The 26,795-nt window shown below is 34.6% G+C and carries 20 protein-coding genes and 1 pseudogene; 17 read left to right on the top strand and 4 right to left on the bottom strand.

Features of this window, described 5'->3' with window-relative positions:
• Positions 1 to 38: 38 nt before the first annotated feature.
• The 6 genes from UABHE_RS24765 to UABHE_RS24740 all read left to right on the top strand — a co-directional run bounded on the left by UABHE_RS24765 (position 39) and on the right by UABHE_RS24740 (position 5,714).
• The gene (locus UABHE_RS24765) at positions 39 to 1,049 is read left to right on the top strand and encodes a serine/threonine-protein kinase (protein ID WP_372365990.1); all 1,011 of its coding nucleotides are present in this window, start codon (positions 39 to 41) and stop codon (positions 1,047 to 1,049) included.
• A 185-nt stretch (positions 1,050 to 1,234) separates the two neighbouring features.
• Positions 1,235 to 2,377 carry a peroxiredoxin family protein gene (locus UABHE_RS24760; RefSeq protein WP_372365989.1) on the top strand — a complete coding sequence of 381 codons (1,143 nt, stop codon included), beginning with the start codon at positions 1,235 to 1,237 and terminating at the stop codon, positions 2,375 to 2,377.
• A 207-nt stretch (positions 2,378 to 2,584) separates the two neighbouring features.
• Positions 2,585 to 4,006 carry a tetratricopeptide repeat protein gene (locus tag UABHE_RS24755; RefSeq protein WP_372365988.1) on the top strand — a complete coding sequence of 474 codons (1,422 nt, stop codon included), beginning with the start codon at positions 2,585 to 2,587 and terminating at the stop codon, positions 4,004 to 4,006.
• Between the two features lie 12 nt (positions 4,007 to 4,018).
• Positions 4,019 to 4,417 carry a hypothetical protein gene (locus UABHE_RS24750; RefSeq protein ID WP_372365987.1) on the top strand — a complete coding sequence of 133 codons (399 nt, stop codon included), beginning with the start codon at positions 4,019 to 4,021 and terminating at the stop codon, positions 4,415 to 4,417.
• 35 nt (positions 4,418 to 4,452) lie between these two features.
• Positions 4,453 to 5,238, top strand: a complete 786-nt coding sequence (locus UABHE_RS24745) for a leucine-rich repeat domain-containing protein (RefSeq protein ID WP_372365986.1) — start codon at positions 4,453 to 4,455, stop codon at positions 5,236 to 5,238.
• Between the two features lie 41 nt (positions 5,239 to 5,279).
• Positions 5,280 to 5,714: an MAPEG family protein gene (locus UABHE_RS24740; RefSeq protein ID WP_372365985.1), complete on the top strand. Its 435-nt coding sequence runs from the start codon at positions 5,280 to 5,282 to the stop codon at positions 5,712 to 5,714.
• A gap of 50 nt (positions 5,715 to 5,764) precedes the next feature.
• On the opposite strand, the gene UABHE_RS24735 is transcribed toward UABHE_RS24740, so the two are convergent.
• From UABHE_RS24735 to UABHE_RS24720, 4 genes are all read right to left on the bottom strand, one after another.
• A complete protein-coding gene (locus UABHE_RS24735) occupies positions 5,765 to 6,355 on the bottom strand; it encodes a hypothetical protein (protein ID WP_372365984.1) in 591 nt (196 codons plus the stop codon).
• Positions 6,356 to 6,495: 140 nt separating this feature from the next.
• A complete protein-coding gene (locus UABHE_RS24730) occupies positions 6,496 to 7,503 on the bottom strand; it encodes a DUF1573 domain-containing protein (RefSeq protein ID WP_372365983.1) in 1,008 nt (335 codons plus the stop codon).
• 81 nt (positions 7,504 to 7,584) lie between these two features.
• Complete coding sequence (locus UABHE_RS24725) at positions 7,585 to 8,613, bottom strand: zinc-binding dehydrogenase (RefSeq protein ID WP_372365982.1); 1,029 nt, start codon at positions 8,611 to 8,613, stop codon at positions 7,585 to 7,587.
• A gap of 7 nt (positions 8,614 to 8,620) precedes the next feature.
• Complete coding sequence (locus UABHE_RS24720) at positions 8,621 to 9,898, bottom strand: hypothetical protein (RefSeq protein WP_372365981.1); 1,278 nt, start codon at positions 9,896 to 9,898, stop codon at positions 8,621 to 8,623.
• A 298-nt stretch (positions 9,899 to 10,196) separates the two neighbouring features.
• On the opposite strand from UABHE_RS24720, the gene UABHE_RS24715 reads away from it, so the two are divergent.
• The 11 genes and pseudogenes from UABHE_RS24715 (at position 10,197) to lepB (ending at position 26,140) form a co-directional block, all read left to right on the top strand.
• A complete protein-coding gene (locus tag UABHE_RS24715) occupies positions 10,197 to 12,941 on the top strand; it encodes a protein kinase (RefSeq protein ID WP_372365980.1) in 2,745 nt (914 codons plus the stop codon).
• A 13-nt stretch (positions 12,942 to 12,954) separates the two neighbouring features.
• A complete protein-coding gene (locus tag UABHE_RS24710; RefSeq protein WP_372365979.1) occupies positions 12,955 to 13,791 on the top strand; it encodes an SDR family NAD(P)-dependent oxidoreductase in 837 nt (278 codons plus the stop codon).
• Between the two features lie 64 nt (positions 13,792 to 13,855).
• Positions 13,856 to 14,425: pseudogene (locus UABHE_RS24705) on the top strand (peptide-methionine (S)-S-oxide reductase); the annotation flags it as partial.
• A complete protein-coding gene (gene nagB, locus UABHE_RS24700; protein WP_372365978.1) occupies positions 14,426 to 15,217 on the top strand; it encodes a glucosamine-6-phosphate deaminase in 792 nt (263 codons plus the stop codon). It begins immediately after the preceding pseudogene.
• Positions 15,218 to 15,233: 16 nt separating this feature from the next.
• Positions 15,234 to 18,350 (top strand): efflux RND transporter permease subunit, encoded by a 3,117-nt coding sequence (locus tag UABHE_RS24695; protein ID WP_372365977.1) that lies wholly within the window; start codon positions 15,234 to 15,236, stop codon positions 18,348 to 18,350.
• 237 nt (positions 18,351 to 18,587) lie between these two features.
• A complete protein-coding gene (locus UABHE_RS24690) occupies positions 18,588 to 19,592 on the top strand; it encodes a hypothetical protein (protein ID WP_372365976.1) in 1,005 nt (334 codons plus the stop codon).
• Positions 19,593 to 19,701: 109 nt separating this feature from the next.
• Complete coding sequence (locus UABHE_RS24685) at positions 19,702 to 21,180, top strand: hypothetical protein (protein ID WP_372365975.1); 1,479 nt, start codon at positions 19,702 to 19,704, stop codon at positions 21,178 to 21,180.
• Between the two features lie 24 nt (positions 21,181 to 21,204).
• Entirely contained in the window at positions 21,205 to 22,206 is a 1,002-nt protein-coding gene (locus UABHE_RS24680; protein ID WP_372365974.1) for a tol-pal system YbgF family protein, read from the top strand.
• A 260-nt stretch (positions 22,207 to 22,466) separates the two neighbouring features.
• Positions 22,467 to 24,041: a serine/threonine protein kinase gene (locus tag UABHE_RS24675; RefSeq protein WP_372365973.1), complete on the top strand. Its 1,575-nt coding sequence runs from the start codon at positions 22,467 to 22,469 to the stop codon at positions 24,039 to 24,041.
• 18 nt (positions 24,042 to 24,059) lie between these two features.
• Positions 24,060 to 24,848, top strand: coding sequence for a hypothetical protein (locus tag UABHE_RS24670; RefSeq protein ID WP_372365972.1), 789 nt, complete (start codon positions 24,060 to 24,062; stop codon positions 24,846 to 24,848).
• Positions 24,845 to 26,140: a signal peptidase I gene (gene lepB, locus UABHE_RS24665; RefSeq protein ID WP_372365971.1), complete on the top strand. Its 1,296-nt coding sequence runs from the start codon at positions 24,845 to 24,847 to the stop codon at positions 26,138 to 26,140. The genes UABHE_RS24670 and lepB overlap by 4 nt, the downstream gene beginning before the upstream one ends.
• The last annotated feature ends 655 nt before the right edge of the window (positions 26,141 to 26,795 follow it).

Genomic DNA, 26,795 nt, shown 5'->3' with positions numbered 1-26,795 from the left:
GCCCTTCTTTAAAATTATGCCTGATAAAGGTTTTTTCAATGGAAATACAAATACCAAGAAACAAATATTTTGCAAGTAATGATATCATTGATGATCGTTATAAGGTAGTTTCGTTGCTTGGCATTGGAGGAATGGGAGAAGTTTATAAAGTATACGATTTTCATAATGAAAATAAAATTGTAGCTTTAAAAATTACGCCTGGCACTGCAAAGATTGACGATACCAACGCAAGGAGGTTTCAACGAGAAATAGCCTTAATGAGTAAATTGTCTCATTCAAATATAATGGCAATTTATGAGTCGGGGAAAGTGGGGAATCGTCTTTATTACACAATGGAGTTTATACAAGGGAAAGTTTTTCACGGTAATATATGGCAAAATTTAACTATAGAAGAAGGTTTACACATCTTTATTAAAATAATTGAAGCTATTCACGTTGCTCACCAAGCTAATATTGTTCATCGGGATTTAAAACCTCACAATATACTACTAACAGTAAAAAAAGACTTCCAAAAAAATAATCAATTTGCAAATAAAATAGAGTATCTACGCCCTGTTATTGTAGATTTTGGTATTGCGAAAACAGTGGAAAGCCAATCTGGTATCACTAAAGCAGGAACAATTCTTGGTACATTGAAATATGCTTCCCCTGAACAAGTGGTAAGTCAAAAAGTTGACCATCGTAGTGATGTGTTTTCTATAGGTGTCATGTTGTATGAATTTTTAACAGGTACATTACCCTTTGCACGCGATACGCACCAAAAAACTCTTGTCGCCCTATTACAAGAAGATCCAAAACCTGTAAGAAAACACAACAAAAAAATAACAAGAGACTTGGCAAATATATGCATGACCGCGATACAAAAAAAAGAAAGCAATCGTTACCAAACATCCAAAGAGTTTGGAGCTGATTTATCTCTTTATTTAGATGGAAAAAAACCCGTTTTAAACCCCAACGTACAATATCACTCTCCAAATAAACTACTGATTGTAGGTGTAGTTGTGTGGCTAGTGACAACCTTACTTACTCTCTATATCGTTTTTGGGTAATAGTTATCGAAATTCGACCATATTGTTAGAGTAAAATGGTTATGGCGTGGAAACTGTCGAAAACAAAAATACCCGCGGTACTCCACTAATTGTTATAAGATACAAGTATTGTTGTTTCTTATGGATAGATGTTACATTGATACGCTCTAAATTAACACTGAAGATTGTTTTTATAGGAAAGTATTATGAAAAGTTTATTTATTCTACTCTTGTTGTTACTTATAGGCTGTGGTGAGAATTCTACTCATCAAAATAACGCGGAAAGCAAGGAGGCTAGTTTTTCTTGGCCGCCTGTTTTAGGAAAAGAATATCCCGATGTACAGTTAAAAAATCACCAAGGAGAATTGGTTAGATTAAAAGATTTTGCTGGTAAAATAATTATTATAGAACCTATAGGAATGAATTGTCCAGCATGCAATGCTTTTGCTGGGGCAAATGACCAACAAATCGGTACTTTTGCCAATATTAGTCCACAACGAAATTTACCATCTTTTAAAAAACTGCTCAAAACGTACGGTGGTTTAGATTTCAAAAAAGCTGATATTCTCTATGTACATTTGTTGTTATATGACTTGAAGATGAAAGCACCAACCGAAGAAAGCGCAAAGGCTTGGGCAAAACATTTCAACATAGATCCGCAAAAAGAAATAGTGCTTATTGGTACTAAGAAAATGCAGGGAAGAGCTAGTTACAAAATGATACCAGGTTTTCAGCTTATTGATCAAAATTTTACTTTAGTATCTGACAGTACCGGACATCATCCGAAACACAACTTATATACAGAACTTCTTCCTAAAATAAAAAAATTACAAAACAACAAGCAAGCATTCTATGATATTTACCCTAGAAATACTGATGCACCACAAGGAACAAAATATCCATGTGCATTTTCTCCTCTTCCTTCTCATTTAAAAGGTGTTCCGCAACAACATCATACTTTTGTAGCTAAGTTTTTTGCACAAATAGTTAAAGCTATTCACGCGCGTTTGAAGATTCATGAAACGTTGTATAATCGAGATTTAAGTAGAAAGAAGAGATTAAAAGAATACCAAAAGCAATTAAAGGTTATTGTTCAAAATTTAAAAAGAATCAATGCGCCAGATAAAAAATTGCAAAAAATACCAGAAGATATTGTATCTGCACTGCTTTTTCAGGAAAAAGCGTATATCTCTTTTGTTGAAACAGGCACTTTTTCAAAAGCGAAGGGAAAAGCAGGTAGTAAGATTTTGCTTAAGAACTGGCAGCAAATTTCAAAATATTATAAAAAAATGAATCCAGATGTAAAAAATTCAGTTTACCACCATTTATGTGCTCTTGATATTTATTAGGGTATGTCATCATTCAGTGGTTTAGAATAATAGATGTTGTCAAAATATCATGCCTTATATTATCCAAACCTGTTTCCGAAACTTTCTAAAGGTGGTAAAAAATAGAACTTTTGTGAGTTGTAATAAAAGCTTTGAAATCGGACTCGGCTCGGGCTCGAAAAACATTTTGAAATTCGTTTTCAATAATATTGTTTTAAGGAATGTAAAGTGGGTTTAGTTGAATCATTTTTAGGATTACGTAACAAATATCTTGTCACCGCTAGTTTAGAAGATATCGAGCAGCGTTTGCAGTCTGTAAATCCCAAAACAGGACGACCGTTTTTTACTAAAATACAAAAAAACAATGTTCGGTTTGTAAAGAAAGGGTTATGGGAACCATTTACTTTCGTGGAGAAAGCGGGCGAAGCAACATTACTCACTTTTACTGCTAATACTAAATTGCGTTGGATTTTTCAATCTCTTTTTGAAGGTATTATCGCTGCTTTTGTCGCGATTGTACTTACCTATTTCGTTATCCCTTTCGCTGCCCCTATCGTTTATGCAAGTATGCTAGCAGTTGTTTTACCAATAGTGATATTTGTGTCTGGTGTTTTATTTATGCGTATAAAGCAGCAGCGCTGTGTGACAAATATTATTTCTGAAATCAATGTTCTGATGAATTTTAAAATATCTGCTTGTGAAAAGATGCCAACCAAAATCCGCATCACTCCACGCAACTACCTTACAGCACTTTTCCCTAGCTTAATAGGTATTTCTTTAGCATTAGTTATTGCCATTGGAGCTCATAGTTTGGCTTGGAAATGTTGGTGTAAAGGGGACTATGTTAATAGCGAGCGTTTATGCCGTCCTGTTCAGCAAATCGTCAATTTCACCTTAGGAGAAAATAATTCTATTGCTGCTGATAGTAATTACTATTTAGCCGAATGTTTGCGTTGCCAAGGGAAAAATGAAGAGGCCGCTTTACTTTATCAAAAAACACTACGCGAAACGCAAAAATATTTAGGAAGCAATCATATTTATGTCGCAGATAGCTATTACGGATTAGCAAGAATTCGCGATGTTGAAAAGAATTACAAAGAAGCGCAAAAATTTTATCAAAAATCGATAGACATATACGTAAAACAGTACCCTGACTACCTAAATATTGCAAAAATACGCAATCGCTTAGCAATGCTATTTCTCAAACAAAACAATATAGAACGCGCTGAATACGAACAACGAGAAGCCATACGCATTGATAAACTTTACGGAAAAAGAAACCATGCTATTGCTGAGGATCTAAATGATCTTGCGTGTATTTTATATCACAAAGAAAACTTACAAGCTGCTCGCGAGACTTTTCTCAAAGCGCTTAATGAAAAAATATACTTTTTTGGTAGAAAACATCATTCTTTGTATGCAACTCTTTATAATTTAAAGATGTTAAGTGAGAAGCTTCAAAATAATAAAGATGCTAAGTTATATAGAGACTGGGCTCAAAAATGTTTCGATCGCTATTTTCCACAAACCTCTGTGCCTGAAGGTGACCTTTGTGTGAAGCATATTTGTAAGCGTTTCCATCATCAATACGAAATTCCAAATATTTTTAGACGTTACAATGCAACAATTAGTCTTGAAGGTCATTACTAAACGGAGAAGTTGATGAAAGAAAAGTCTTTATCTACAGAACAGGCTTTGGTAATTTCGATTGTCATTCAGTTCTGCACTTTATCTTTTTCTAGTATGATTTTAGATGGAGGGCAGCGCGCAGGTTATACTCAATTTTCTTTTCTTTGCTATTGGACAACAGTTACATTTCTGTTCATTTACAATTACAAAAAAAAGTATAATATCGCACATCGTATATACATAGCCAATGCTTTTGTTCTGATATTTATGGTTTGTCCATTTTTGAATTTTTATATGTATGAGTATGGAAAAAAATATGTTGCGGTTACTTCGATTATTTGTTTGTCTGTTGCACTATTTTTATTTATAGCAAAACAAATTAAAAATGAACTTAAATCACAAAAGTCAAATTCCGAAGTCGAAGTAAAATAGCAACGTGGTTGTTATCTGAAGGTGTAGGAACGTTTATGGTAAGAATAATAAATCAATCATTAACCGATATAGAAAGTAACACTGAGTATCTCGAATGTTCTTTCCATCTTGATGAAAAAAAATACTATAGTTTTGAAAACGTCGTTTTTAAAAGTTGTAGTTTTCTTGGGAATGTAAAATTTCGTTGGTTGCAAAACTATGATTTTTATAGTTGTAGTTTTTCGGGTAAGATGTCTTTAAATTTGTCGAATATGAAATTAACCGAATTTACTAGTAAAGTATGCCAACCAACTCTTACACATCTTTATCTTTCTTCAAACCAAATAGAAAAAATCCCAAAAGAAATTGCTAATTTAACCTCTCTGGAGGTTTTACACTTAGGAAACAATCAATTAACAGAACTACCAAGAGAAATTGGCCAATTGCGCTCATTAAAAGAATTAAAATTACACGAAAACCATTTAGCTGATCTACCTATAGAAATAGGAAATTTAAAATCTTTACGCTCACTGGAATTGGCAAAAAATATAATGGCTGAACTGCCACAAGCAATATACGGCCTTGCATCTTTGTGGACTTTAGATTTAAGTAGTAACCGTATTGTTAAACTACCCGAGGAAATGTATGGTTTACCATCACTTTCTTTTCTTGATTTAAGTAGCAATCATATAATTGAAGTACCATATTCAATTTCCAATTTTAAATCTCTTTGTTCTTTACATTTGAATCACCGTTATTACCAAAGTAAAATTCCCCATGATCATCGCCAACAAATAGCATCATGGCTTCCCAACTGTGATGTAACTTTTGATCCAAGGTAAAATACACGGAAATTAAATATTATAATGAAGGATTTTCACCAATGGATAATAAAATAATATTCTTACCTCTCTTTGCACAAGTAAGCTTAACAGCAGTTGTCTGGATTTGGCTTTATGTCACGCGATTAAAAGAAATTTTTAGCAAAAATATAAATGTCCAAGATCTTGCGGATGCAAAAAACAAACGAGAACTACTAAAAAAAGTAAGTGGGCCTTCTAACAATTTTATCAATCTATTTGAAATGCCAGTGTTATTTTATGTCGCGATTTTTGTCATTTACAACACTGGTATTGTCAGTTCCTTATATGTTGTTCTTGCTTCCATTTTTGTAGGATTACGTGCTATTCATAGTCTTATTCAAAGTACCTATAATACTATTAAACATCGTTTTGCTTTTTATTTACTAAGTTCATTGATTTTATGGTTAATTTGGGGAATGATTATCACTGAAAATATAAACATGATAAATTGGTAAAGCTAATTTCTAAAAGAGCAAAATTATAAGAAAGATAAAATGTCAATGTCTTAATAGTTTACTTGACGACTATAGTCTACATGAATTTCTTTATCAATTTTACTAAACATATCTTTGATATTGGTAATTACATCTTCTTTGTACGAGTCTAAGTCTCGATAGAGATTAAATCGCGCTAGTAAATTATTCGAAAAATTGATTAAAAAATTCATTAGAAATTCTCGGCGTTGGTACTGTCCTGCTGAAAATAGCAATATCTTTTCTTGATTAGACGTTTGTAAATAAATGTAATACCAGTCGACAGTATCGCGGTTGCTTTTAAATAGGTCGGTTAATTGCAAATCAAAAAGAATTTCGTACCACGAAGTCTTCTCTTCGAAGCGCATCTCTAATCCAATGATCTCATCTACATGAAGGGCTATTTGATCTTTTTTACGAGGGGTAATATATACTTTTTTCTCGGTGTTATATATATTTACGATTGCATGGTTTGTTTGAAAAGATTGGATATTTGTATTGGAATTGGGAAGTATTGTAAAAAGACCTTTGCGTATTCGATGCAAAAAAGAATGAAACAAAGTTCCTATGACAATAGAACCTATCAATATAACAGGTATTATTAAATATGGTGAGTTTAGCATGAAAAAATCCTATCCAATTAATCAATTGTACGATGAAATCAGCGCAAATTGAAATGAATTAATTGTAGAAAACGAAAATTTAAAGTTGTTTACCAAGTTATCTAGTAATACGTTTTCTACAATTAATTGTTTGAATATTTCTAGCGAATAAACCCTTGGATAGGAAGTACAATAACAGGTTGCTTTTCATTAGAAGTGTGGATTGTTACTTTTCCGCGAAATTCTCCTCGTTTTTCTCTGCCAGAAAGTTGCGAAACAAATTTAATTTCGTAGTACTGATTTTCAATAATAGGAAATATTTTTGCACTAATAAACGGTAGAGAGCATTTTACTTTTTGGACAACAACTCTTTCACTTTCTTCGGTTGGGTAGACCATTAAATTACGCGATATTTTTTTTCCCTTACGCAGCATGCCCATTCCAATGTGATCGCGGCTTAAACTAATGTCACCTGCTACTTTTGCAAAAAAGGGTAAAGATATTACCTCTTTTTGAGGAATATTGGTAATGAACACTAAATTACCTGTTGCTTTTCCAAAATCAATATCTTTTGATGCACGTACTTTCACCCAAAATCCACGCCTTTTACCAGGGTATAGTTTGTCATAATAACCATAACCTGAAGAAACACTAAAGCTAGTTGTCATATTTTTTTCATTGATTTTTAATTCTACCGTTTTCACTCGAAAATTTGGAAGTTCTAGTGGAGATAACCAAATCTTTTTTTCAACTTGTTTGCCGCGACGAAACTCACCAAAAGAAAGTATGTCATCGGAAAGAAAGTGGTTGCGTAGTACTGTAGCGTCGAATCTAAGCACTAGTGGATTTTCTTGCAAGTTCGTGAATACATGTACTTCTGTTTCTTGAGGTCCTTGTTTGCCTTTTGGGCTGTACTTTACGGTAAGTTTTGTCGTATTTCCTGGAGCAATAGTTTTAACTTTGGGTTCTATGTATGTGCATCCACAAAATGTTTTTACTCTGTTTATTTGCAAAGTTTTACCACTCGTATTCTTCAGTATAAACGTTCCGCTGACGTTATCTGTGTCTTTTATGGTGTTTAAATGAAGAACTTTTGGTGTGATATCAGCTATTTTATCTGCAAATAAAAATAACGGACAAAACAGTAAAGCGATTAAAATTTTTTTCATTAAAATTCCCCTATATTGTTGTTTCTTATTCTATGCTACATAGAACAACCAACGTCAAGTAAAAATTTTTCTCGATCCAGGTTATTGCATTGAGCATTTAAGCAATACTTTACCAGCGGTCATGTTGTTTTCATAAAGTTCTAAACCTTTAGCTACGTCGCTTAGAGGTATTTGTTCTTGAATATGTGTATTTAAATCGTTACTAAGAAGTTTTTGGACTTTACCAACATTGCGTATTTTACTGAGTAAATTTTTTTCTTTTAACCATTGCGAAAGCCAGAATCCGCGCACTATTTTTTGTTGAAAAATTAGATCTCTTGAGCTTATATTGACAGGCTCTTGAGATAATGATCCGTACACTAACAATTCCGATTTTATTGGCATTGCTGCAGCTACTTGCGCTGAAAGTTCACCAGTTACAGCATCAAAAGCGATAGTTGCTTTTAATTTATGGCATAAATCTTGCAATTTTTCACAAAAATCTTCGTCATTGCTATTGATAACATACTGTGCTTTTTCTTGTTGTTGTAGAAGTTGTACTTGTTCATCGCGTCTAACAATGTTTATTGTTGGTATAGATCGTCTTTTTCCTAAACGAATAATCATTTTTCCTAGGGCGCTTGCAGCAGCTGTTTGTACAATTGCTTTATGATTACCGATGACTGCTTGGTCAACTAAACCCCAAGCTGTCATTGGATTAACAATCATCATTGCCGCTTCTTCATCTTTCACGAATTTTTTTATCGGCATACAGTAACTGCTGCTAGTGAGCATGTAATTTGCCCAAGTTCCTGATCCTGATTCGGTTGCACCACATGCTACGCGTTTACCTAATAAAAATTTTGATGTCAAGTCACCGCCGGCGGCGACAACAATACCACATCCTTCAAATCCAGGAATAACGGGAAGTTCTTTTTTGAAACCGTATAAACCTTTGGTAAACATTAAATCTGAAGGGTTAATAGGAGAAGAAATCATACGAACGAGAACTTCACCGTGCTTAGGTAGTGGAACATCAACCTCTTCGGTTGTTATGTCTGGTTTTTGTTCACTATAATTTTTTAAAATAACCGCTTGTGCTTTTTTCGGTATATCTTCTATTTTTTTCATAAAAAACCTATTCAAAAATGGCAAAACAATTACTAAGAGCTTTTTGTAGCTCTGCTTCGTTAACTTTTTCTGTTTCTTCTGCTAAATCGACATATTCTAAAACTAAGTTACCATTTTTTTCGTAACTGATGAAATTCAAATTTCCATCGCAAAAAGGTACCTTGGGAATAATTTTAGATAAGTAATGCGCTTCCAGATTTTCTTGTACTTTAGTTGTAATTCTACGACGTTTAACAACAAGTTGCATCGTTGCTACGACATCGTGAACAACATCTTTTTCATGTGTTTCAAGATTTATTTCTGCAGGGCCACTTAAAATGAAAATGGCTTTTTTCTTGAAAATAGTTTCCACTTCGAGCTTTAGTTGTTGCGCGGCATATTTTCCTACATTAAATTGCATAATAATATCAATTATTTTGTGATTATTATATGGAAAGTCGATGGCTATTTGCAGAGAATTTTTACCCTTTTTACTGGTGAAGTCTGGCATGGGCATAGTATCTATATTCTTGACAGCGTTAATACTACGTTTTACTTTTTTTGTATTGGTAGATGCGGCGTCTTGTTGTGGGTTTTCTTTTGTTTTTTTTGTTAAACGAGATATAAAGCTCACATTGCGCTTATCCACTTCTTTGATAAAGCGCGCATAAACAATTTTAGTATAATCTCCAAGTGTTTTTTGTAGATTTTCTATTCCTTGCTTAAAAATATCAAGAGCCATAGCTAATTCTTGTAACATACTACTAAGAGCGTGTAGTAAAGAAACTTCTTCAATAAACTTACCTTCAAAGATATTTTTATTTAGTTTGTTGTAGATATTTAGTTCATTTTCAAAATTGTCGTGACGCATTTGAGTTTGATTTTTGGTATGATCAATTTGTTGTAGAAACCGATCTAGTTTCTGTATCATTTGTTCAGCAAAGGAATTTACAATATTGTGAACAGCGGTCTCTAAATCTTGCGCAGATATTTTTTTCCCATAGGTAGTGAGACTTGTTGTAAATTCCGTACGCAACTGCGGAATCATTCTACTTTCAATTAAATTACTAATTGTTTCATAGATATAGTTCAAAGTATTTGCAATACTGTCAAAGGAAAGCTTAAATTCTGGATCTTCATAGTAAAGTTGTGACTCACTTACCATTTCTTTTAAATTGATTAGCTCATCTAAAATCTTTTCTTCGAGTTGTATGCGATATTGACGTATATCTTGTTGTACAAATTGCACAAATTCGGTGGATTGATAATGCATTGTGTCAATGCAGTGTTCTACTTTATACTTCATTATTTGCCTTTCAGGTGTTATAATTTCAATATGTAAATTAGGCCTCAAGAACCGCACTGCACATTTTTACCTCCTAATTTATAATTTAAACCTAATTGCTAGTTAGCGTATATTGAATATGCCTTAAATTAGAATTTAGTATGGTGCCTTTGTAGAGCCGCCTTAAATTAGAAAAAACGTTTTTTGTTTTACTTACTAAGGATAGCCTAAATATAGGATTTTACTAGCAATTAAGTATAACCCAACTCTGTTTTCTAAGCTTGAAACTATAATTTGAGCAAAAGGAAATGATATAAAAATGCCAGTAAATAATCGTTTATTTGCCTATCTAAAAAAATTTGATACACGATCAGAAGTTGCCAAGTGGTCGTCAACAGGCGAAATTATAGTAGTAGATATTAATTCTTTATTGTGGGTTCCGAAAGGAAAAAATATTGCGCAGCATAAAATATGTACTTCTTACAAATATAAAACAGTAAATAGTATTGTTGTTGCCAATAAAAAAATTATACTTCCAGCAGATTCTATTGTTCTTGCTCCTGAAATATCATCAATAATTAAATCTTTAGAAGTTAAAGTTCCTTTACCTAAAAGAAAAACAGCATTAAAGAAAGTTGTTAAAAACAACGCTATTTGGATTGGGCCGAATGTTGAAAACCTATCATACAAGAATGCAGTATTAATAGAAGATGCAAAAAATTTACTACCAGATCAAGAAGTAAAAAAGAAAAAACCGTTAGTTGAAGAAGATCTTATCAAGACTCAGATAATAAGTCCGCAAAAAGTGGCAAATGAAAATTTGCTGGAAAGACATATTATTCCACCAAATAAAAAAGTGGATCAACTATGGCAACCACAGGAAAAGCAAGTAGACTTATTTAATAACGATTTTGTAGTAAGTAAACCAGTCACGAAAAGTAATCCTGCGCAACCGAAACCTCATCACAATAAAAAGCAAAACGCTTTAAACAACCTCAAACAAACCTCGAGAACTCCTATGCGTGGTAGTATTGCTTACCAATATCGATTTGAAGCGCTTTATGCAAAAAATCGTTTGGGAAATCTTTATTTTTGCGAACATCGTACATCGCGTAATAAGTGCTTAGCTCTTATTTTACACAGGCAGTATTCTTATTCTAGTGTTTCTGTAATCAAAGCTCTTGCTGAATTAAGACATCGTTATATTCTTCAAATAAAAGATATTGGATTTTATAAAGGGCATACTGTTGTTTTTATGCGCGCTGGTAAGATCATTCCTTTACGGATGTATTTGAAAGAAAACTCTTTATCTATACACCAAAAGTTATACTTAGTACAGGCGATTATCAGCGCCGTAGAATATGCACACAAAAGTAAAATTCGCCACGGCAACTTGTCTATATCTAATATTTTTATGGATCAACAAGGTTGTCCGCAAATTATTGGTTTTAATGTAAAGAGGACCAGCCCTAATTGTATACCAGCTGGAGGGTTAGAAGAAATAAATTCCGCAATACCTATGCGTCTTAGATTGCTACCTACTGAAAAACGTAATGATATTGTAGGAATAGGATATATTCTATTTGAGCTTATTGCTGGAAAGCCCGCTTTGCGACAAGATACAATGAATAAATTGCAGCGTAGATCCGGTTTAAGAGATGTGTCTTTTCCAAAAAACTTGCAAAAAACAATTCCTCGACAATTACAATTTATTTGCCTAAAAGCAGTCGACTCACGCAAGGATTATAGCTACAAGGACTTAAATGAGTTAAAGGAAGATATAAACTTTTTGTTATCGAATAAAAACTACGACGACAAATGGGGATTTTATGCATATCGAGCTAAAACATGGTGGGGAAAACATCGAGATCGTGCTAATGTATATTTTATTGGTATAACTATTTTTATGAGTTTGTGGCTAGTACCTTCTAATTTAAAAGTTCCAGCGATGTTAGACCCTAATGCAAAGACAGAAGAACAAACTATAGCGGAAATTGTGGAAGATTTGCAAAGTAGTGATAAAGTTACTTGTACTCTTGCTATAAAAAAAGCAGGAACGTTAGGAGAAGCAGCCGCAAGTGTAATTCCTTTGCTTGAAAAATTAACTTGGCACAATGAAAGAGTTATTAGTGAGAGTGCTTACGACGCTATTGCGAAAATCCAAAATAAAAAACCTAGTAACTTAGAATTAAACGCTAAAAACATACTGGTTATGTTGAAACATCGTTTCTCAGATAAGCGTCGCCAAGGTTTACAAGCAATTGAAAAACTAAAGAATATAGATAATGCGATCATCGAAAGTTTGCTATCCATCGCTTCTTACGATACTTCTAGCCACATTCGCGAGCAAGCAAAACAGACTTTAGAAGAAATTGAATTAACAGAAAATAATTTTCGAACGTTTACTAAATTGTTGAATAATCGTACAGCTTTAGTGAAGCGACTAATTCTAAAAAAACTCTTTTCTTCTTCTATTGAACGAGAATCAGTTATTCAAATTTCTATTGGGTTCTTAGATGATTACAATCCATTCAATCGTAGTTTAGCTATTGGTTTTTTGAAAAAAGAAATCGGTAATGAAGATAAATGGATACGTTCTCTTGTTCCAAAGTTGCGTAAAGCTACTATAGAGATGAGACAAAACATATATGATATTTTAGGTAAAATAACTCCTCTACATCCAGATAATGCATTGTATTTAGCTGAACTACTTACGGAAAAAAATCGCTACGTCAATACATATGCTCAACAGTCTTTTGAGCAAGTAGATATGCGTTATCCTGAGTCAACATCACATTTATTGAAAGCTTTTGAATACGTCAATAAGCAAGGAAAAGAATGGATTTTACGCGGTTTGGCCGAAACAGATTATAAAAGTACTAGAATGATTCCCATTGTAGAAAAGGCATTGTTGCATTCAGATATTGGAGTTCGTAGGTGGGGAGCTATTTGTGCTGGCCGCATGCGAAGACTTGCAGTTCCTCTAATTCCAGAGTTAGAAGCTTTGTTAAAAGACGCTACGATGAAAAAAGAAGCGCAAGAAGCTTTAAATAAGATTCGCTAGGACACTTTCCTGTATGAAATATTTTCATAAAAAAGTGGTAATTGTAACAGGAGCAGGTTCTGGAATTGGTAAAGCCATTTGTCAAATATTAGGGCAGAGTAGTACAACGACAATTATTGCAATTGATGTTGATGATGAGGCTTGCTTGGAAACAATAAAAGGTATCGCTCGAGATAAGAGTCGCGCTTTTAAATGTGATGTAGCTGACTACAGTGATTTTGCACGCGTTATCGAAGAGGTGGTTACCCAATTTTCGCGTATTGATATTCTGTTTAATAATGCAGGTATTGGTATTGCTGGCGAAATAAAAAATCTAACGATGGATGATTGGTATCGCGTCATCGATGTTAATATCAAAGGTGTTATTCACGGTTCGCACCTTGTATATAGCAAAATGCTAAAGCAAAATAGTGGACATATTGTGAATATTGCCTGTTTGGCTGGGTTAGTTCCTTTTCCTGATGTTACTGCTTATACGATGAGTAAACATGCTATTGTTGGGTTTTCTAGCGCTTTTAGTTTTGAAGCAGCACAGTATGGTATTAGAGTAACAATGGTTTGCCCAAGTGCAGTGGACACCAAAATAGTCGACAATAGCAAATATTATGGGATGTCAGAAGAATTTGTGCACCAAATGTGGCGAAAAATCCCCAAAATGAAGCCTGATCGTTTTGCTATGATAATGTTAAGGAAAATAGCACAGGGGAAAAAAAATATTGTCATACCTTTTTCAACAAGAGTTTTGTGGTCGTTATATCGTCTTTGTCCTGTTTTGGTGACAAAGTGTTTTGCTGTTGGTGCAATTTGGGCTAAAAAGAAGGAAAGAAAAAATGAAAATGGCTGTGAATAAGGATGTTGTAGTCAAAGGTAATTTACAAACAGCAACTTTTGCTCTTGGCTGATTCTGGGGACCAGATGCCCAGTTTGGGTGTATACCAGGTGTTGTCCGTACGCGTGTGGGATATGCTGGGGGAACTTCTGTAAATCCTACATACCGTAAAATGGGGGACCACATAGAAACAATTGAGATGGATTATGATCCTCAAATCGTTTGTTACGAAAGTTTACTTGAAGTTTTTTGGAAAAACGGACGTCATGATCGCGTTCCTTATTCGCGCCAATACAAAAGTGCTATTTTTGCGCATAACAACGAACAACTAAGTTTAGTTCGCAAAAGTGAAGAGAAATACAAAGAAAAACATGGAGAGTCTTACGTCGAAATTATTGAAAATTTTTCTTTTTTTGTTGCTGAAGATTACCATCAAAAATATTGGTTACAACACACACCATTTCTGTTGAAAATTTTTTTTGAAGTATACGAAACAATGACCGATTTTATTCACGCAACTGCAACTGCTAGGATTAACGGTTATATTCGTGGTTATGGAAATCACAAAGAACTCGAATTAGAGTTTCCTAAATTTACTTGGCCAAAAAAACAACAACAAGAGATACTTGCATTTCTTCACAAGAGAGATTTATAAATGGAAGTTATTATTCTTAAAGAGCCGCATCAAATAGCGAATAAATGTGCGGATATTTTTGAGCAAGCTATTATTGAAAAAAATAATGCAGTACTTGGACTTGCTACAGGAAGTACCCCTATGCTTCTTTACAAGGAATTGGTAAATCGTTATGAGAGGGGTAGACTTTCATTTCGAAATGTTATTACTTTTAACCTAGATGAATACGTTGGATTAAGCCCTCAACATTCCCAAAGTTATTCTTACTTCATGCAAAAACATCTATTTGAGCATATAGATATTTCTTCGCGTAACACACACTTGCCAGACGGTATTGCTGAAAACCCGATTTATGAAAGCGAAAAGTACGAGGCAAAAATTCGCGGTTGTGGAATAGATCTTCAATTACTAGGTTTAGGTAGTAATGGCCATATTGGTTTCAATGAGCCTACATCTAGTTTAGGATCACAAACACGGATCAAAACATTGACTCCGCAGACAGTGAAGGATAATAGTCGTTTTTTTACAGAAGGAGAGTTTCAGCCTACCCTTGCTATTACTATGGGAATTGGAACTATTACTTCAGCAAAGCGCATAGTACTTCTTGCTATAGGAAAAAAGAAAGCTTGTGCAATTAAGCAAGCCATAGAAGGTCCCTTGAGCGCCTGGTGTCCAGCATCAGCATTGCAAATGCATCCAAGAACTACATTTATCATTGATGAAGAGGCTGCTAGCCTTTTAAAAATGAAGGAATACTATCGCTGGGTTTATGAACAACAACAGCAGCTTACACAAAGATTAGGCATGCCTTAAAAAATAAGGAAAAGTTATGAGTGAGAGACGTTCTTTTTTGTCCTGGAGTATATTTAGGCCTGTTACGGTAACAATGTTTTTTGTAGCTTTTTCTGTTGCAGGAGTTATTGCTTACAAGAATATACCTTTACAGATGATGCCTGATGGAATTACTTGGCCAGTATTAACTATCATTGTAAATTATCCCGACGCAAATCCCTCTGATGTAGAAAAAAAAATTACGCGACCTATAGAAGAAATGGCAGGAACAATACAGGGAGTCAAGGAAATAAGGTCACGCTCTTCTAGTACTGGATCAAGAGTTCGTCTCCATTTCAAATCAACAGTTGATCTTAATATAATGTACAACCAGTTGCAAGATCGTATGGAAAGGTTAATGGTCGATTTCCCTGAAGACGTAACACGTTATCGTATCCGCAAATTTAATTTTCAGGATTTTCCTATACAGTACGTTGGTATTTCTTTGAGAAAAAAAGACAAAAATGTCAAACCTGAAGATGCTCTCAAGAAATTAGTTGATTACGCTAGTTTATTTGACCGTACTATGCTTATGCGCCTTGAACAGGAGGATGGAATTGCCAATGTCGAGCTTCACGGAACATACAATAAAAAGATATACATTGATTTGATTCCCGATAAAGTAGCGGCTTATCATGTAAATGTTTTTCAACTTGTGCAACGCTTGCGTAACGCCAACCTGAATCTTACTCAAGGTAAAATAGTCGATAATCGTGGAACTTTCTTAGTGCGTTCTCTAGGAAAATTTACTTCATTAAAAGATATTCGCGAGTTTCCTGTAAAAGAAGGTATTCAATTACAGGATGTTGCTGAGATATTTTTAGCTAGCAGCTTAAAAAGTTTTAGAGTTAGAATTAATGCTCTTCCTGCAATGTTTTGTGAAATTTATAAAGAATCAGGTGCAAATACAGTTAAAGTTTGTACTAAAGTAAAAGAAATTATGGAATCCTACAAAAAAGATTCTCGATTTGAAAATTTCGAGTTTACTTTTTTATACAGTGAGGGGGACGACATAGAGGATGCTCTTCTAAATTTACAACAAACGTTATTATGGGGAGCTTTTTTTGCTGTTTTGGTATTGTTTTTTTTCTTACGTAGCGTTCGAATGACTTTTGTTATTACATTTTCAATACCTGTGTCTTTAATGATGGCGATTGTTGTTGTTCATGCTTACGGTGGAACACTCAATTTGATTTCTCTTATGGGTTTTACTCTTGGGGTAGGTATGCTTCTCGACAATGCGGTTGTTGTTGTTGAAAACATATATCGCCATCTCGAAAAAGGCTTGTCATTAATGGATGCTGCTGTAAAAGGGGTGAACGAAGTTGGGCTGGCTATTTTGCTTGCAACGTCTACTACTTTAGTTGTGTTTATTCCGTCTATGGTTATGACTGAAGGAACAGAACGGGTCATGATGGTCGAAATGGGAGGAGCTGTTTGTTATTCTCTTGTGGCTTCTCTTATAGTGGCTTTAGTTTTTATTCCTCCAGCAGTGTATGCTATGGAAAAGCGTAAAAAAACAGTAAAACGTTTTATGATTTTTGAAAAAATTATCGCAAAAAGCAATGATATTTACTACAAAATATTATCATGGGTAATGGCACGCCGTTTTGAAACAATTTGCTTTATATTAATTCCTCTTACGTATTCAACATGGATAATCAAAGGAAAAATAGGGGTAACAAACCAACAAAACGGATCACAAAGACAAATGCAAGTGAGGTTTTCCTTTACTGATAGCCAAGATGTATCTAAAAATAGTGCCCTTCTTCTCAAAGTAGAGCAAGCTATTTTCGCGAAAAAAAAAGAATTGGAAATCATTAACATGCTTTCTTTTTGCCGCGATAATTCTGGACGAATACGCTTGTGGTTTAGTGAGGGAGATGACATTAAGCGTTCAACAGATGAAATTGCCCAAGACGTACAAAAGCTCATACCTCGTTTACCTGGTGTTTCTATTCGCGGTAATTGGCAACAATCCTCAAGTGGTGGCGGAAATCAAGAAGAAGGAGATGTTCCTATTGTTTTGCGCGGCGAAAATCCAGAAACTTTACGCGAAATAGGTAAAGAAGTGGAGAAGTTGTTGCAAGGAATTCCTGAACTGTTGGATGTTGGTGTCGAGGAGAGTGAGCAAGCAGAAGAAATTATTGTTCATCTAGATAGAGAACAAACACAACGTTATGATATTTCTCCTCAGCGTACAGCAACTACTATTTCATATGCATTGCGCGGATTTACCGTTTCTCAATTTCAAGTAGATGATCACGAAATACCTATAGAAATTCAATTTGAACAGTCACTTGTTGCTAATGCCGATATGTTAAATGATATAACCGTTTATAATCGCAATGAAGAAGAAGTTACTCTTGGTACATTAGGAGAGATTCTTTATGAAAAAGGTTTTGCAACAATACGTCGTCGTAATCGTAAAACTACTTTTACCATCAATGCGACAGCAAATAAAAGCAATCTTACTGCTCTAGGGGTAAAAATTGATAAAGCATTACAAACATTGAAATTGCCTCGCGGTTATACCATAAATAAAGAAGGACGATTTGTAGAGTTAGAAGAAAATCAAAATACTTTTTTGCTGACAATGGGTTTAGCTATTGTATTAGTGTTCCTTCTCATGGGGTTTTTATTTGAATCTTTTATTTTACCATTCTCAATTATTTTGTCGATACCTTTTGCTTTTATAGGAGTATTTTGGATTTTATACTTAACTAGTACTCCGATTAGTATGATGGTATATCTTGGGAATATTATCTTGGCAGGTGTTGTTGTAAACAACGGAATTGTACTTGTTGACTATATAAATCGTTTGCGCGGAGAAGGCATTGAACGTACTGAAGCTATACTACAAGCAAGTTTTGCGCGTTTTCGACCGATTATGATGACTTCTCTTACAACTCTCTTCGGTTTACTTCCTATGGCGATTGGAACAGCTGACTTTGCTGGAACCCCGTATTATCCACTTGGACGTACTGTTATTGGTGGATTAACAATGTCAACACTGCTTACGCTTCTTATTGTACCTATCTTTTATGTGTTTTTTGATGATCTACGAAATACATTCTTACGTTTGGTAACAGGGGTATTCATAAAAGGTAAATAGACTGCGAACAAATCTTGTAAAAAAAAACATACGCAAAACTTACTGTAATAACAAGGGGCTTGCTTGTATAGGACTACTCATAAAAAAAGTATGCGTAGGCTAGCACCTTGAAAAAAACTTGCGTTGATACGCTTTGTAGTATAGAATACTCGGTGAATCTTACCAACTTTTTAGTAATTTATAGTGGAAGGTGAAATAGTGATTAGCTGTAGACTCATAATCTCGTGTGTGTTTTTTATGTCCTTAACATCGTGTGCATTAATTAGCACTCTTTTCAAGCCTGATTTGGAAGAAGAAAAAAGAGACCGGTTTGAAGTGGCGACTGGTCACAAATTAATGAGCCTGTACGAAAAAGAAGACAGGTTGGGTTTTGTTCATGACCAGGGAGCTTTTATCAAAAACATCTGGGGAGGAAAAAAAACCGAAGCGCACACGGGACAATCAATTACTCTTACATATACCAGAAACGATTTTGACAAATTGAAGTTATTTCTTGGAGATAGTTTCAATGTCGGACCTAGTTTAGAAAATATTCATCACGTTAATGTAGATCTAGAAGATATTCGCAAATATGAGCTTGTCAATATTCAACCGCTTGTTGAATATATGGGAAAAGACAGCCTAGAACTAATTCGCAAAGATTTTGTAGTTTCAATGATAAAAGTATCGCGCTTTACCATACGAGCTTATGAAAAAGTGATGGGTCAATTTGGAGCCGAATATCGCCCTTTTCCAATGCTTAAAGTTGGTGGGAAAACAGGTGTTTCTGTACATCGTAAAGATGAGCAAATAGGCTATAATGTTTTTATTGGTTATAAATTATACAATGGTAGTTCATGGTGGGATAATAATTTCGAATCTCTACCTAAAGTAGGAGTTATCATTGATCAACCGGAAAATGAAAGCACAATTGATCGGGTGCGTGCACGAGTTAAAGGTAAAATTGCTCAGTACAATAGCCTACCAGAAGACGATCGTAATTCGTTACGGATGTATATTATGACGCGTAGTGAATATGAAGATGACTGGACTTTACAGTCGAAGGCAACAATTGATACCGAAGGGCAGTTTGAGGGGATTGTGCGTTTAGGTAAATTAGAAAGTGGTAATGGGCACCGTTATAGTATAGCTGCATTTGTTACTTATTTTGACATCAACCGCGATGTAAATTCTAAAATACCATTTTTACCTTTTAACAAAGGAAAATATGTTATTCGTGTAAAAAGAGAAGATAACTTTTAATTTTAGCTGTTACCCCAATCAAGTAGGGCAGTCAAGATTATGTAAAACTTAAACATTGACACACCCTAGTTATTTTGCCGAAAAAATTTGACTTAGAAAGCTGGTAATCATGCTGTTTCACACAATTGTTACACATGAACATCCTGATTTAGATGCAATGCTTTGCTGCTATCTTCTTCGAAAATATGGTAGTAATTGTTACCAAGGTTTAGAAGAAGCAAAAATTTTATTCTGTCCTGCGGGAAGATTACCAGAAGGAAAAACCCCTAATGAGTTAGAACAAGAAGGGTTTTTGGCGGTTGACATTGGTGGAGGGCGTTTGGATACGCATCCTGATGGTCACAGTATTAGCGAGGAAAAAAAACGCTTATCGGCTGCTAATCTTGTGGCGCAAGATTTAGGAGTTGATAAAGAAGAGCGTTTTATTAATTTATTAGAATTTGCGCGAATTCACGATAGTTTAGGAAAGTCGTTGCGCTCTCGCAATCCTATAGATCATTTAATGGCTTTACCAAATTTAATTCGCGGCGCATCTTTTCACTTCGGCGCATCATTCCACGAAACTACTAATTTCTTTTTTAAAGTGTTCGAAGCCATAGAGCAAGCACATACAGCTGAAAAAGAAAATTTCTTTGATTGTCAATCAATCGTTTTGCGTGTGCACGAAGATCGAATATATATTCCGCAAAGAGCCAATTTGAAAACATTATTTGCTTGTTATTTGTTGCAACGTTATGATAGCAAAAAGTACCAATATGATTTTGGTGAACCACAAGAAGAAGCTCATGAGTGGAAGAGTATTGCAGAGGTACTTGCTCACTGCGCTTTGGAAGATAAACCATCTTTAGGTAAAGTAATTGATTTTGTAGAGAAAATAAAACCAAATCGTTTTTTACTGAGTTCTAAATTTGCGATGGACGAAACTGTAAGTTTTGTGAACATTTTACGTGGATTTTACGTTAAACATAATAACGACGTGTCTCTATGTATAGACGATATTTTTTTATTACTAGATTGTGTTGTTGCTCACGAAGAGAATTGGTACAAAGCTATTGCTGAATATCAAGAAAAGCGACAGTTGTTCACTATTGGTGATTCAAAAATTGTAGTAGTGTCTGCAAAAATTGGAGCAGTATCAAAAGTAGCAAGATGGTTAGACAAAGCAGATTTGACTGTTTTTCATGATGAAGACAAAAAACACATTAGCCTTTCTGTAAATAGAACTGGTAAATTGAGGAAACTTAAACTAAGCAGACTTGCTTCAAAAATACGTGCTGCTGAAATCAACATAAATAAAGAGTTTTCTTCTTTAAAAAATGATAACCTAAACGCAATAGGTGAAATTGCGAGTTGGTTTCTACATCAGTCTGAAAAGCTTCTTATACACGGCTCCCCTAAAGCACATAGAGAACCGTCTGAAATACCTTTTTCTGTGATTACTGACATTATTTTATCGGAAGTTGACTTAGAGAAAAAACTTCCTGATATGTTCTGTCCTAAAAATAAGTGTTTGCATAAACAGTGTTGTTTTTACACTTTGCGCTTACCTAATTGTTTTCATCATCGACGTCTATATGAAAAAAAATAACGATTTTAATGGAAAGTAAATACTATGGAAAAATTAATAACTATTGTATTATGTGCTTTACTTAGTAGTTTTGTTTTTAGCGACACCATTTATTTCAACGATGGAGGTTTACGTAAGAGTGTAGTTGTTACTGATGAAACATATTCAAAAGTAGTATATTATTTTAAAGAAGCTGGTCCAGGAAGTAAACAAGAGGCTGCTCAAAATCGCATAAAAGAAATTCAACGTGCAGATGTACCCAACGATTTTCAAATAGCAGAAGGGTACTTTCTACAAAAAGCATACAAAGAAGCGCGCAGAGATTATGAACGCGAATCACAAAAACGCAGTTGGACGCAACAACATTGTCTATTTCGCATAGCAGAGAGTTATCGTTTACAAAAAAACACTCGCGAGGCGATTAATTCTTATAACGACGTTATTCGTAAATTTCCTAAAGGACGCTACCTTCCTGAAGCTCATTTTTACAAAGGGGAAGTTTATTTTGCTGTCAAAGATTGGCGTAGAGCGGCAGGATCTTATCGCAAAGCTGCAGGTTTTTATCAAGAAATTGGCAAAAAAAACGAAGAGTTCAATGCTAAATACAAAGCGGCTTTTTGCTACGAAAAGAAAAATGATTATCGTAAAGCAAAAGCTATGTATAAGTCTGTTGTTAAAGATTTAGACAAAGATGACAAAATGTATAATAAAGCAAACGTACGCGTAGGAACTTGTTTAATTGGCGAAAAACAATATCGCGATGCAAAACGTCATTTACTAAGAATAATAGACGATAAGAGCATGAAAGACCCGTTTATTCTTAGCACTGCTTACGTTGGATTAGGAGATTATTATCGCGAGGGTAATGCTGAAAATGATTCTAAGAAATCTTTATTTTGCTACATGCGTGTCATTTTAATGTACTCTGGAGTAAAAGATGATATGGTACGCGCATACAAAGGAGCAGCGATTTGTTTTAAACTCATGGGAAACAGTAACAAATCACGGCAGATGGAGCAACAAGCAGCAAGATGGGAATCAAGCTAAGAGATCGCCATCTTTTGTATTATAGCGTTATCATAAGCTAACAGGGCTACAGTTATGTTTCATTTATAATACCTATTTAAAATACAAAATTTTAGCGGTACATTTATTTTAACCTCATTCCTAAGAGGTTGGGAAAAAATAAGCACATTTTTTTCCTAACCTTCTGGTTTTAAAGGTATGTTGAAAAATAATTTGCCGATTACATCTCTTAGTTGATAGTGTTATTGTACGAGTGTAAACCTTAATGCGGATTAAATTATATGGCAAGGCGAGAAGATTATTTATTAAGTCGAATGTTACTTACTGATGGAACCGTTTCTCCACAAAATCTTTCTAATATTTTGTTGAAATGGCATGTTAATTCTCCCAAATCGTTATTACAAACAATTATTGATGATAGTTTGATTACAGACGAAGAAGGACAGGGATTAACTGTTTGCATTGATAAACTGACAGAAAAAGTAGAAAGACAAGACGATTTAGACAAAATTGATTTTATATTGTGTCAAATTGCAATTAAAAGAAACTTTACTACGCCCGAGATTATTACCGAATATCGCAAAAAACTATCTGGTCAAAAACGCGAAGGGCTGGCAACAGCAGAGTTACTTGTCCAAGATAACGTACTTACAGGAAAAGATTTTATTGAATTAAAGAGAGCGGCGGAGCAAATTTTTTATCATCGCCGCATTGTTGCTTTGGCAAGAGGGAAAGAAAAAACAAAAGTTTTTCTTTCTCCTGGTCGTTTTGAAGAACAGGGAAAATATACTTCTTCTCGTCTGCGTTCTGCAGCAATTCAAAAAGCACTTAGTGACGTAAGGGCAGAAGGGAAAGCGTCGCCTGCTCCAAAAAGAAAAAGAGGAGGATCTCTTCCTAAAGAATTTGGAGCTTATGAAATACTAGGTGAAATAGCTAGTGGAGGAATGGGAACTGTCTACCAAGCACGGCATAAAAAGTTAGATAGAATATTGGCTTTGAAAGTGCTCAATGAAGAAAATGAAACTCCTGAACGCATCAAGCGTTTTTTACGTGAAGCAGATGCGGCAAGCCGTTTACGTCATCCTAATATTGTAAGTATATATGAAGCAGGAGATTTTCAAGGACGTCATTTCTTCTCTATGGATTATATCGATGGAGTTCCACTCAGTGTTTTAATTCAAAAACGTAAAAATGTTGACTTAGAAGATTTGCTTAATATCGCTGCGGAACTTTCGCGTGCTATTCACTATGCTCACGAACAAGGAATTATCCACCGCGATTTAAAGCCAGCAAATGTTATCATCGATATGGAAGGACATCCGCAAATTACTGATTTTGGGTTGGCCAAAATTATGGATTCGCGTTCACGTCTTACCAAAAGTGATACGATTATTGGTACACCTTTTTATATGGCTCCTGAACAAACACGTGGAGAAAACCAATCTATTCGCGCCACCACAGATGTTTGGGGAATAGGTGTTATACTCTATGAAATGATTACTAAAAAATTACCATTTGTTGGGCGTTCAAGTATTGAGCTCTATCATAAAATCAACAACCTTGATCCTATTCCGCCAAGTAAAATAAACCCTTTATTAACTCGTGAACTTGATTATATTGTACTCAAATGTATATCTAAAGATACCGAAGACCGTTTTAATGATGCAGAGAGTTTGGCCACTTATTTAGAAAATTATTTAGATGGTAAGCCTATTGTTATTCGCGAAACGCCAAAATGGTGGCGGCAATTTAGACGATTTTTTAAACGACATAAATGGTTTATTCTCGTTGCAGTAAGCGCTATTATACTTGGTTGGGCATGCGGTTGGTATTTACTAACGAAAATACGCAATTGATATGGATATCTGTAATCTATGAGTATAACAACAATTACTTTTTTGTTTGTTTTTTTACAAATATTAATAACAAGCGTGAAAGTTGTGATAGAAGAGTTGGTCGTTGATGAAGATGTTGCTCATTATGCTGAATTTGCAGCATGTATACTTCTTGGTATTATTTACTATTTTACTATAGTGCCTAAAAGTGCTTCTCCTGTTGTGTGTTGGTTTTTAGCATCGATTTTTGGCATAGTGATGCTTGTCGTTTCGTGGGGGCTTCCCAAACTAGCAGATCACTTTTTGGGATGGGGGGAAAGTGATATTTCTTTACCACCGGCTTTTACTGTTATAAACGCTTGGATTTTGCTATTGTGTTTTCTGCCAACAGGTTTAGGAGCGACGATTGGTCTACCAAACTTATTTTCTGGTAAGATAACTTTTTTTATTGTGATAGCACTTACTCAACTTGTTACCACTTGTCTGATTTTATTTATCACTTACTACTTTGAAGACACAAAAACAACACTGGCAATGGATGGTTTGTTAAGTATTGCTATTGCGGTACTTGTTTGGTCATTACTTAATGAACAAAATTCGCGCGGACAAGCAACATTTTTGACGTTTGTGATTGTCATTGCTATTAATATAGAACTTATCGGTATTTTTTATTTTGCAGCACACTATTTAGAAATTACAGAAATAGACGAATTTTTTTGGAAAACGCGGAGTTATATATTTAGTAGCCAATTACTTGCAGTGATAATTGTGTATTTTTTTCCACTACTTGAAAAGATATTTTCTTTTCTAGATTCGATTGTTTCATGAAATTCGCAGAGTTTATCGCTGATATCGCGATATATGGCTTGATTATTTCACTAATGGTTCACCACTTCTTTTTACAGTCTTTTAAAGTAATGACACGCTCTATGGAGCCCACACTTATCGGTGATGTCGATTGCGGAGACCGTATTTTAGTAAAAAAACACGCCTACATATTTAAAAAACCACAACGCTGGGATCCTATTGTTTTCTTCTATCCGCAGAATAATCGACAAATTTTTATCAAACGTTTAATTGGTTTGCCTGGGGAAAAAGTTCATATACGCAATGGTGAAATATATATCGACAACATGATTGTTCGCAAACCACCTAAGGTAGTAAATGAGTTACTATATCCGTTATTTAAGACTCATGATAACATCGAGTACAATTGGGAGTATAGTAATAAGTGGCAAGTTAATGCACGAGAAATTTCGGTTAAAACAAAACAAATTACGTGGTGCGAGTATAAGAATACGATCACTAATCGTTACGAACCGATTAATAATCAACGTTTTTTTTATCGCAAACAATATGCTTATCCTGTCGGAGGTAGTGAACGCGTAGGAGAAATTCGATTAAAATTTAATGTCTCGTTATTAGATTCTTCAGGGAAATTATTTTTAGAACTGCGCGAAGGAGAATACCGCTTTTTATGTGAAATGAGTACGCAGAATTCAGGACAAATAAGTAGATATCAGTCAGAAAATGACGAAGTATTACAAAAAGTAAATTTTGCGGAAAAATTGCAAAAAAATCAGTCTATAACTTTTGAAAATATAGATGATCTTATTACATTGACTATAAACAACAAAGTCGTTGCTAAACTCAATTACGCTAAAAAAGAGGAAAAAGCACCGCGATTAACATATGATACTTCTTTGCGATGGGGAGTTTCTAATGGATCTTTTATATTTAGCAATATAGCATTATGGCGCGACATCTATTACATTGCCAAGCGCGATTTTTTTGGTGGTTTGACTAGTTTTAATGTACCAAATAATCATTATTTTGCCTTAGGTGATAATCCTCCCAACAGCCGAGATAGTAAAGACTGGCAGATATTTCGTTTCTTTTATCAAAATGGAATTGCTGTTGAAGGAGATCAAAAAAACTTTCCTCATGGAGAAACGCGTAAGTTCACAGACATTTATGGTTTTGAACGAAATATTCCTAATGATATTCTTAAAGAAGACTATCTCTCGCGACAAGAAGCACCATTTATACCTGGATCCTATATTATAGGACGTGCTATTTTTGTGTTTTGGCCGATAACTCGTTGTAAAATTATTTATTAGGATGTTGACATCAGACACTATCGCTATTGATTCTTGAATAAAAGCTGATTTTCACTAAAATCAAACATCATATCCTCACAACTATTAATTATTTGAACATATAATCGAAAGAGTGGTAAAGGAAACCCTCTACCTAAAACCAACGCACCTGTTTTCGACCGACGCCGTATCAGAAAAGGCTTAAAAGCTTTGAAATCTATAGCAAAGCTTTTATAACACATGAAATATGAATACAATGACTTTTTACTCTCGTGAAATATTCGAAATAGAAAAAAGAGAGATGCGCGTACATGGGAAACTGCTAAGAAGAAATAACAACGGTTTCCAATATGTCATCTGGTTGGGCAATTGGTACTAACTGTACGAGAACTTGTGCTGAAAGTTCAGCCACAATCTCTTGATAGGGATCTTGGTCACGTTTGAGAGTTTTAATAGTTCTTAAGTGCACCGCGCGAAATAACTCATGAAACTAAGTTTTTTCCGATGGTGTAGCCAAACGTATTGTTTCTCTATTTCCTCTTTGTTCATAAGAGTCATACTACAACTCCATAAATATACCACAAGCCGATATTCCTCATTCTTTTGCTTTATCAAACAATGGTAGTTTAGGTATTCAATTGTTGATATTCCAATTCTTCTCTCTGGTATATTCTAC

Source organism: Candidatus Uabimicrobium helgolandensis, assembly GCF_041508025.1.
In the GTDB taxonomy this organism is placed as follows: Bacteria; Planctomycetota; Uabimicrobiia; order Uabimicrobiales; family Uabimicrobiaceae; genus Uabimicrobium; species Uabimicrobium helgolandensis.
The sequence above is the reverse complement of the archived record's forward strand: the minus strand, read 5'-3'. Positions and strand labels throughout refer to the sequence as shown.